This window comes from Wolbachia endosymbiont of Madathamugadia hiepei (assembly GCF_013366855.1).
Taxonomy (GTDB): Bacteria; Pseudomonadota; Alphaproteobacteria; order Rickettsiales; family Anaplasmataceae; genus Wolbachia.
The window spans coordinates 1-7,599 of the sequence record NZ_WQMP01000040.1 but is presented as its reverse complement, the minus strand read 5'-3'; the positions used below and the strand labels follow the sequence as shown (position 1 = coordinate 7,599).

Sequence of the window (7,599 nt, the reverse complement as noted above, 5' to 3'; positions counted from 1 at the left end):
TCAATTTCTCTTTGCTCTTGCTGTGTATTCCTTTCACGCTTTTCAAAAAACTAAAAACTTGTTTTCAATTTCCTTCTTTTATATAATATGCTATTTGGTAGTTTCTCTATTTGTAGCTAAGTTAAACTACCAGTTTTTGCTACATCTTTCCTTATTTTCTCATGACAAACTTTTGTTCATAGAGCCTAGTAAATTTTTTTTCTTCATCGTCCAATTCTTTTTGAAAGAGTTTTGGGTTGACAATTCTAGAAAAATAAGGATAGTCGAAGTAATGCCTAACTATATTAAATTTACCTTCTTGCTCTTTGGATTCGTCTTTACCAAGTGCATTAACCTTAATACACCCAAGTATCCCAAAAAAGTTTATTATGTGCTTTGCATCTTTTTCTGGTTTAATGTTGGGGTCAAGATAACAAATAACTTTCATTTTTTCATTGATAAACATCCTACTATCTTAACATAAAAACTAAAGAAAGCCAAGATGGCTTTAAAACGTAGCTTAAAAAACCTATAGGAAACTTCCCACAATTCCTTTTAAACGAGTTTTGAACTTTTGAAATGCCATGACGTTGTCGATACGTCTGTCAAGAAATGATAGAGTATCTGCAAAACCTTCTGAATAGTCATTGATGAAGAAAAGCATTGTGCTTAAATATACCCCAGCTAATATTGCCCGTTTTGTATAGTAATTAAAATCTGTTGATTGATCGTAGATATCATACCAAATTGCACTAACAGTTCTGTACAAGAGTTTACTAGAAAAGTATGTATTTTTTGGCAATACAGAAAATAGTAAAACATTTTTTAAAAACTCTCTATAATTTGATAGTTTAGCGTAGTTTGATAGGCGTATTTGAACAGCTAATTTTACTCGCTCCCGCACTTTCATATCTTCTAAATTGGAGTTTATTAGCTCAGCTTCCATTGCACTATTTAAATCCTCTGCTATATACTCCAAAGCACTATATATTCCATTTTGAAATTTGCAAAAGCTATTGGCTAGGTTAAGGTCCGTGCACACTTTCAATAAGGTTTCATCGCTTATTCCCTCAAATGGAATGACCCTAATCAGTTCGTCTACTACTGACTTTATTTCATCTTGTTCCATACAACATTATACTAAACAGTACATGTAATTGTACCTGAGATTTTCAAACATTCTGCAAAATGTGTCACCTCGTTCTTCAAAATTTTTCCACTGATCAAAAGAAGAACATGCAGGAGAAAGCAATATCGTTACTTCTTCTTTGCCATTTATGGCCTCTTCGAAAGCCAGTTTAAATGCGTTTTCTAGATCATAACACTTCATACAATCTACTTTATTCCCCATAACATTTGCAAAAGCTTCTGTTGATTCTCCAATTAGAAAAGCTTTTCTAATTCTTGTAAAATGCTTGCTTAGTGACTCTATGCCACCTTCTTTACTTCTTCCGCCAACAATCCAATATATGTTTTTATAAGACAAAATCGCTTTTTCGCTCGACTTGGCATTAGTTGCTTTGCTATCGTTCACAAAAAACACATTTTCTATTTTGCCGAGTAATTCATTTCTGTGTTTCAAACCTGGAAAGGATTTGACTCCATTGATAACAGTGTTGTTATCTATTCTAAGCAGCTTACATACGGCATATGCGGTTGCTATGTTTTCTGCGTTGGATGTTAAGTTTATTTTCACGTCATTTATTGATAAGTTATAATTCTCTAACTTTATCAAGTTTTTCTGGATCGCAGCACCTTTTTTGTCATCCAAGTAGCTGACACTGGGATCCAGGCAATTTTGTTCTGTACCAGTAATCTGTTCACTATAGTCAAGCAAATTATTACCTATCAATGATATTAGACCTCTTGTACCACCCTCTATCATTTGAGTAACTGACAGTGGTTTTTCTTTTCTGGATTCCAGCGTCACGCGCTGGAATGACACCGGGAAGTATGTCCCTGAAACTGGAACCTTATTCCCAGTGAATTTGTTGAATGCATTAGCGGTAATCTCATTATCACATCCTATCACGACAGTCTCACTACCGTTTATCAGTTTCAATTTAGTTGCTATATAATTCTCCATATTTCCATGTCTGTCTATGTGGTCTGGTGTAATGTTGAGCAATACTGCAATGTCCACGTTAATTTCATTCATCAACTCCAATTGAAAAGAGGAAAACTCAATTACATAAATTTCTGCATCTCTTTCTAGATCTAAAACAGGAACACCTAAGTTTCCACCAATAGCTACCTTTTTCCCTGCAGATTTTAATATATGCCCTATTAGCGATGTAGTGGTTGATTTGCCATTTGTGCCTGTGACGGCTATTACCTTCTGGTTCGTAGCTTTAACTTCAAGAAATAACTCGATATCAGATTTTATTTTGCAGTCAACGCTTCTTGCAAGTTTTACTATCCAATGCGGCGTTGGATGTGAAATTGGCACTCCAGGGCTTAAAATCAACGTTCCTATTTCATGCCAATTATATTCTCTGGGATGAATAAAATTACACCCCCAATACATCATTTTTGCATCTGCTATTTGCTCTTCGCTATCATCCCACGCATATATTCTTGCACCGCTCTTCATTAGAGCGTTAATAACAGACAAACCAGTTTTACCAAGACCAAAAACCGCAACATTTTGATTTTTGTATTTGTTCAGTTGCATTACTTGTTTTCAGAAGATGTTATATAATAGGCTTAACGTAAAGAATTTGCAAATGTTAATTATTACCTGTAGAATATAGAAAAGTTAGTAAGGATTTTAATAGGAAAGTAATATGCCATCCGTCACTTTTATTTCACTTGATGGAAGTAAGAAAAGTTATGAAGCTGCAGAGGAAGAGACTCTGCTTAACTTAGCTCACAGAAACGACCCAGACTTGCTTGAAGGCGCATGTGAAGGTTCTCTTGCCTGCTCTACATGCCATGTAATCGTTGATCCAAAATTTTATGATGCTGTAGAAATGTATAATCCTATATCTGATGAGGAAAATGATATGTTAGATCTAGCTTTTGGCTTGACAGAGACATCAAGGCTTGGGTGCCAAATAAAAATTACAAAAGATATTGATGGCTTGTGTGTAACCATACCAAGGGGAACAAGAAACATATCGCTTGATAAACAAGGGAATGATTAGCTATGCGTAAGGTTTTTATCTATATTATCATCTCTTTACTTTTATTTATCCCCACAGCTTATAGTGGGTTTTGGTATTTTTCTGCATGTAAAATAAAAAATCTTTTAGCGGAAACAATACTATACATTAACGACGAAAAATTTGATATTTCACATGATTTTAGCGGATTCCCTTCTAGTCTAATCTTCCACGTGACAAACCCAAAGTTCTCCAATGAGCAATTAACTATCTCATCAGAAGCTTTAGTGATAAAAAATAAATTATTCGATAAATCAGTATATATCTACATACCAAGCAATGAAGTCAATATTACCGTTCATGGCGACGAGACAAAGAATATAAAATGTCACACAAACAATAACAATCACTTTGTTGTCAAACTAAACGATTTACCATCTTCGCTAAGGTTTGACAGAAATGGCACTATGATAGACTATATAGATACACTTCGTTACGAAGACCATGGACTGAGATGTGGTGTTGCAGCTGATTCAGAAAATCAGCAGAGTGTTATAACTGAAGTGAATGATAAAAGCAATTACATTCAAATTCACCTTAACAAAGAACTGAATGGAAATACTAAGCTAGGATTTGATTTTTATACTTACCGGTATAAAAATGCTGCAAGTCCCGAAAGTTATCTTAATATCGACACTAAATTTGATTATGAATTTGTAAACCACATTTCAGCTTCCAGAATTAATTTCAACATAGAAAAATTTTTAATTCAGAGTAATAATTTTTCTCTTACTGCAGACGGTGGAATAAACAATTACAATCTGGTTACATCTTCATTTAAAGATAAAATCAACGTGGCTGTGTCAAATTACAAAGAATTGATCCCGCTTTTAACTGGTGAGAAAAATCACCCAAAAGCTTCAGATGCATTTGAAAAGTTAATATCTTCCTTATCAGAAAAAACAACTGACAACAGCATTCAATTTTCAATAAAATACGACAATGATGTAGGGTCAAGTTTTATTGGAAAGTTATCTACTACTGATTTTATGAACCAACTAAGTAAAGTCATTGAGCTAACCAAGAATGAAAGCGGTAGTTAGCTTACTTTTTACATTGACATTCCACTTAAGCATAAACGCTTTTACTTTGGATGATAAGCTCATAGACAAAAGTATGGAAAAGCGAGCAACTAATTTATTTGAAATAATAAAGTGTCCAATATGTTCTGGTGAGTCATTATCTGAATCCGAATCTAAGATTGCACACGATATGCGCAAGACAATTCGTAAAAAGATCAGTGATGGAAATACTAACAAGCAAATAATCTTAGAGCTAAAAAATTCTTATGGAGATTCAATTATAATTGTTCCACCTGTAAAATCTAGTACTTATGTTTTATGGTTTATTCCACTCACAATTCTGCTAATAGGGTATTTTCTGATACGAAAATACATCAAATAGCCCTTCTTCTGTCATTCCAGCGCATCCTCTTCTTGTCATCCAAGTAGTGGACACTGGAATCCAGGATATTACTTTAGTAATAAATATTTAAGAAATTTACTAAATGAAGAAAAAAGCAAAAGAAACCCTGGTCAATACCTGTTCAAAAATATTGGCATCTTTTTAGCCTTAAACGCTGCAATTTAGCTGCTTTTAAACTACAACTAACCTTGACTTAAGCGTTAAGAAATTTACTAGGGAGAAAAAAAGACAAAAGAAACCCCGTGGTAGAAGTTGCTCACTCTCTAATCCTGCAAATTGGCGCACTATACTGTCTTAAACGACTTATAAGCACGTTTCAGCTTGTATAGGCAAAAACCTAGAAATCTAGGTGAAATTAATAAAGACATGAGGTGCACATAGTGCAAAAAATTAAACATAAGACGCCAGCCGTGATACTTTCGTCGTTTAATCTGCACAGATTGAAGCTAAATGAATAGCTCCAACTTTATGATAAGGGTAACGGCGAAGGTTGTCAAGTAGTTTTTTTTGTTTCTATTGGGTAGCTTTTTTCCACTGTTGTCTATTCGCTTTCTGTGTAATGGAAATTGGTATTAAGCAACCGTGAAGGTTGCTTTTAGGGCATCTAGTCTATCTCATTCCACCACTCCGCTAAACGGATACAATGCAAGGTCGCTTAATTGCTGATTTCAGAACTAATAGGCCTTTTCAACCTGTTGTACAATTTTATAAAAGCAGTCAAAATCTAAGCTTGCACTACCAATTAAAACTCCTGATAAACTTGATATATTCAACAAGTTTTCTATATTTTCTGAACTGACTGAACCACCATATATAACGTGCTTTTTACCAGTGCAGGATTTTATCACTTCTATCACCTCAGCAATTACACCATTGCTTGGCACATGTCCTGTACCTATTGCCCATATCGGTTCGTATGCTACAGTATATTCACCATGCGTTGGCAAGCGGTTTTTGCATTGATATTCTATTGCTTCCTTTGTTTTTCCACTCTTGTAATCTTCCGCATCTTCACCTACACAAATTATTGGGTGTAAGCCCGACTCTATCGCTGTTTCTGATTTAAGCTTTATTTCACTATCTGTTTCGTCGGTTCTTTCAGAATGTCCAAGTATTACGTGAGTACATCCTAATTCTTTCAACATCTCTGCGCTGATTTCACCTGTATAAGAACCAGATTTTTTATGATGGCAGTTCTGTGCCCCTACACTAATATTGTTGCTTAGCTCTATGTTATCTGGAAATGATGTAAAAGGTAGACAAATCACTAGCCTAGAGGCAATTTCACTGCTCTTGCCGTTAAGCTTGCCTATAAAGTCGACGAACGAAGATCGTGTTCCATTCATCTTCCAATTTGCTACTATTAAAAAGGACATCAGCTTTTTACTATATTAGGTGAGAGTGCCCCAACAGTACCAAAACAAACTCTTCTCACGCTTGCTTGTCAATTTAGCAAAGCTAGCCGTATAAGATGCGCTTTATTAACCCTTATTTACATAAAGGTATGTACCTAGCTGAGATCTAATAAAAAAATAAATTAAGTTTATGGAATGAAATGGAATTGAGTCAATAAAAAAATTTTTACCATTACTCATCTCTACCAAATTTTCTCTTTAATTATAGCTTTCTTGAATTTTACTTGCCCAGCTTTAGTCCTTCAGCTTCTGTCTTCACTTTTTTAATAGTCATGTAACAGAGTTCCCCGTCATCTAAAACTGATGGACTGCAAGAAAAACAAAATACCAATATCATAGAGTAAATAATTGGGGAAGTTTTACAGCTTGAAAGGTAAAGCGAAGCTATATCAAAAAGTAGGAAGGTAGTATGATTCATGGAGCTCTTTCTATAAATTCTTGCGCAGCTTGTTAACATTATATAAAAAAGTAGGTGACAGCTGCTGAAATGCTAGCTAAAGTATTCCTATAGATTAAGAGGGTAAGGCAATGCTTTAGTGGTAGCGCATGTTGCAATTAATATACAGAGCTAGTGGCCCTTGTTAAAGTAGGTAGAAATTGAAGATATAAAAGAGTTAAGCTAATCTTACTTTACCGGGTTTAAAGTGGAACAGGATTGATAATAAAGATATAAATGGGATTAAAATATGGCGGGAGGAGTAAAAGGGAGTATATTAAGTTCTGATTACAATAGTGATCAGAGCTGGATCTAAAGTTCAATTAGTATTACGTAGCAAGTTTCTGAGCTCTTTTCTTTACGTTTTGATAACGATAGTAGAAGACCGTCAAAGAATTATAATTTGCTGCTTGAATTAACCAAAAAAAGATGTAGAATCAAAAATATATCACATCAGTAAGGTAATTAATCTATGAGTAACAAAAAAATAATAAAATGAAAGTTAAGCTTAATAAAACTTGCAAAGCAGCTAGAAAATGTATCTAAAGCGTGCAAAGTGAAGGGATGCTCTAGGGGTACATTTAATTGGCTCGGGGAATTATACGAAAATGGAGAAGAAGAGGTATTGCATGAAATGGATAAAAAAAGGTTGCCGTTTACAAAGAGGGTACAAGAACATATAGAAAAAGCAATTATAGAAATAGCGATAGAGCTTCCGGCATGTGGACAAAAAAGTGTGACCAATAAACTAAAAGAAAGAGGAATTTCAATATCTTCTGGTGAGATAAGGTCAGTATGGAAAAGGCATAATCTTGAAACTTTTGAAAAGAGATTAAAAGCACTTGAAGCAAAAATAGCTCAAGGCGGCATAATTTTAACAGAAGGGCAACGTATTGCTTTAGAAAAAGCTAAAGAACAAAAAGAAGCACAAGATGAAATTGAGGCACAGTATTCAGGATATTTAGGTGGCCAGGATACTTATTATGTAGGATATATCGAAGGTATAGGAAAAATCTATCAGCAAACCTTCGTTGATGCTTATTCGCGAGTTGCATTTGTCAAATTGTATGCAGAAAAAACAGCTATAAACGCTAACTATGGATTAGCCGATAAAGAAAGAGCTGGAAATAGAGGGCCTTTTGGGTTGCATGGAATATGAAATAAGCGTAGAAAAAATGTG

6 protein-coding genes and 2 pseudogenes are annotated in these 7,599 nt (G+C 34.5%); 4 read left to right on the top strand and 4 right to left on the bottom strand.

Translation table 11 applies throughout. The features are described from left to right. Window positions 1-184: 184 nt before the first annotated feature. The 3 genes and pseudogenes from GO685_RS02285 to GO685_RS02275 all read right to left on the bottom strand — a co-directional run. Window positions 185-427 (bottom strand): annotated as a pseudogene (locus tag GO685_RS02285) (alpha/beta hydrolase family protein); the annotation flags it as partial. Between the two features lie 81 nt (window positions 428-508). Then, window positions 509-1,108 carry a COQ9 family protein gene (locus GO685_RS02280; protein WP_175937400.1) on the bottom strand — a complete coding sequence of 200 codons (600 nt, stop codon included), beginning with the start codon at window positions 1,106-1,108 and terminating at the stop codon, window positions 509-511. Between the two features lie 6 nt (window positions 1,109-1,114). Then, window positions 1,115-2,653: a Mur ligase family protein gene (locus GO685_RS02275; RefSeq protein WP_175937399.1), complete on the bottom strand. Its 1,539-nt coding sequence runs from the start codon at window positions 2,651-2,653 to the stop codon at window positions 1,115-1,117. A gap of 112 nt (window positions 2,654-2,765) precedes the next feature. On the opposite strand from GO685_RS02275, the gene GO685_RS02270 reads away from it, so the two are divergent. From GO685_RS02270 to GO685_RS02260, 3 genes are read left to right on the top strand one after another with little or no spacing between them, the layout of a single operon-like run. After that, a complete protein-coding gene (locus GO685_RS02270; RefSeq protein ID WP_175937398.1) occupies window positions 2,766-3,125 on the top strand; it encodes a ferredoxin family 2Fe-2S iron-sulfur cluster binding protein in 360 nt (119 codons plus the stop codon). A 2-nt stretch (window positions 3,126-3,127) separates the two neighbouring features. After that, entirely contained in the window at window positions 3,128-4,186 is a 1,059-nt protein-coding gene (locus GO685_RS02265) for a hypothetical protein (RefSeq protein WP_175937397.1), read from the top strand. Continuing rightward, on the top strand, window positions 4,170-4,547 hold the full coding sequence (locus GO685_RS02260; protein WP_175937396.1) for a cytochrome c-type biogenesis protein: 378 nt from the start codon (window positions 4,170-4,172) through the stop codon (window positions 4,545-4,547). Before GO685_RS02265 ends, GO685_RS02260 begins: the two co-directional genes overlap by 17 nt. Window positions 4,548-5,242: 695 nt before the next feature. On the opposite strand, the gene GO685_RS02255 is transcribed toward GO685_RS02260, so the two are convergent. Next, window positions 5,243-5,944, bottom strand: coding sequence for a triosephosphate isomerase (locus tag GO685_RS02255; RefSeq protein WP_175937395.1), 702 nt, complete (start codon window positions 5,942-5,944; stop codon window positions 5,243-5,245). Between the two features lie 986 nt (window positions 5,945-6,930). Here GO685_RS02255 and GO685_RS02250 point away from each other — a divergent pair. Next, window positions 6,931-7,533: pseudogene (locus tag GO685_RS02250) on the top strand (transposase family protein); the annotation flags it as partial. Window positions 7,534-7,599 lie beyond the last annotated feature (66 nt).

Bases quoted from the DNA above. Each gene is read 5' to 3' on its own strand.
- GO685_RS02280 (WP_175937400.1), bottom strand. From the start codon at position 1,108: ATGGAACAAGATGAAATAAAGTCAGTAGTAGACGAACTGATTAGGGTC.
- GO685_RS02275 (WP_175937399.1), bottom strand. From the start codon at position 2,653: ATGCAACTGAACAAATACAAAAATCAAAATGTTGCGGTTTTTGGTCTT.
- GO685_RS02270 (WP_175937398.1), top strand. From the start codon at position 2,766: ATGCCATCCGTCACTTTTATTTCACTTGATGGAAGTAAGAAAAGTTAT.
- GO685_RS02265 (WP_175937397.1), top strand. From the start codon at position 3,128: ATGCGTAAGGTTTTTATCTATATTATCATCTCTTTACTTTTATTTATC.
- GO685_RS02260 (WP_175937396.1), top strand. From the start codon at position 4,170: ATGAAAGCGGTAGTTAGCTTACTTTTTACATTGACATTCCACTTAAGC.
- GO685_RS02255 (WP_175937395.1), bottom strand. From the start codon at position 5,944: ATGTCCTTTTTAATAGTAGCAAATTGGAAGATGAATGGAACACGATCT.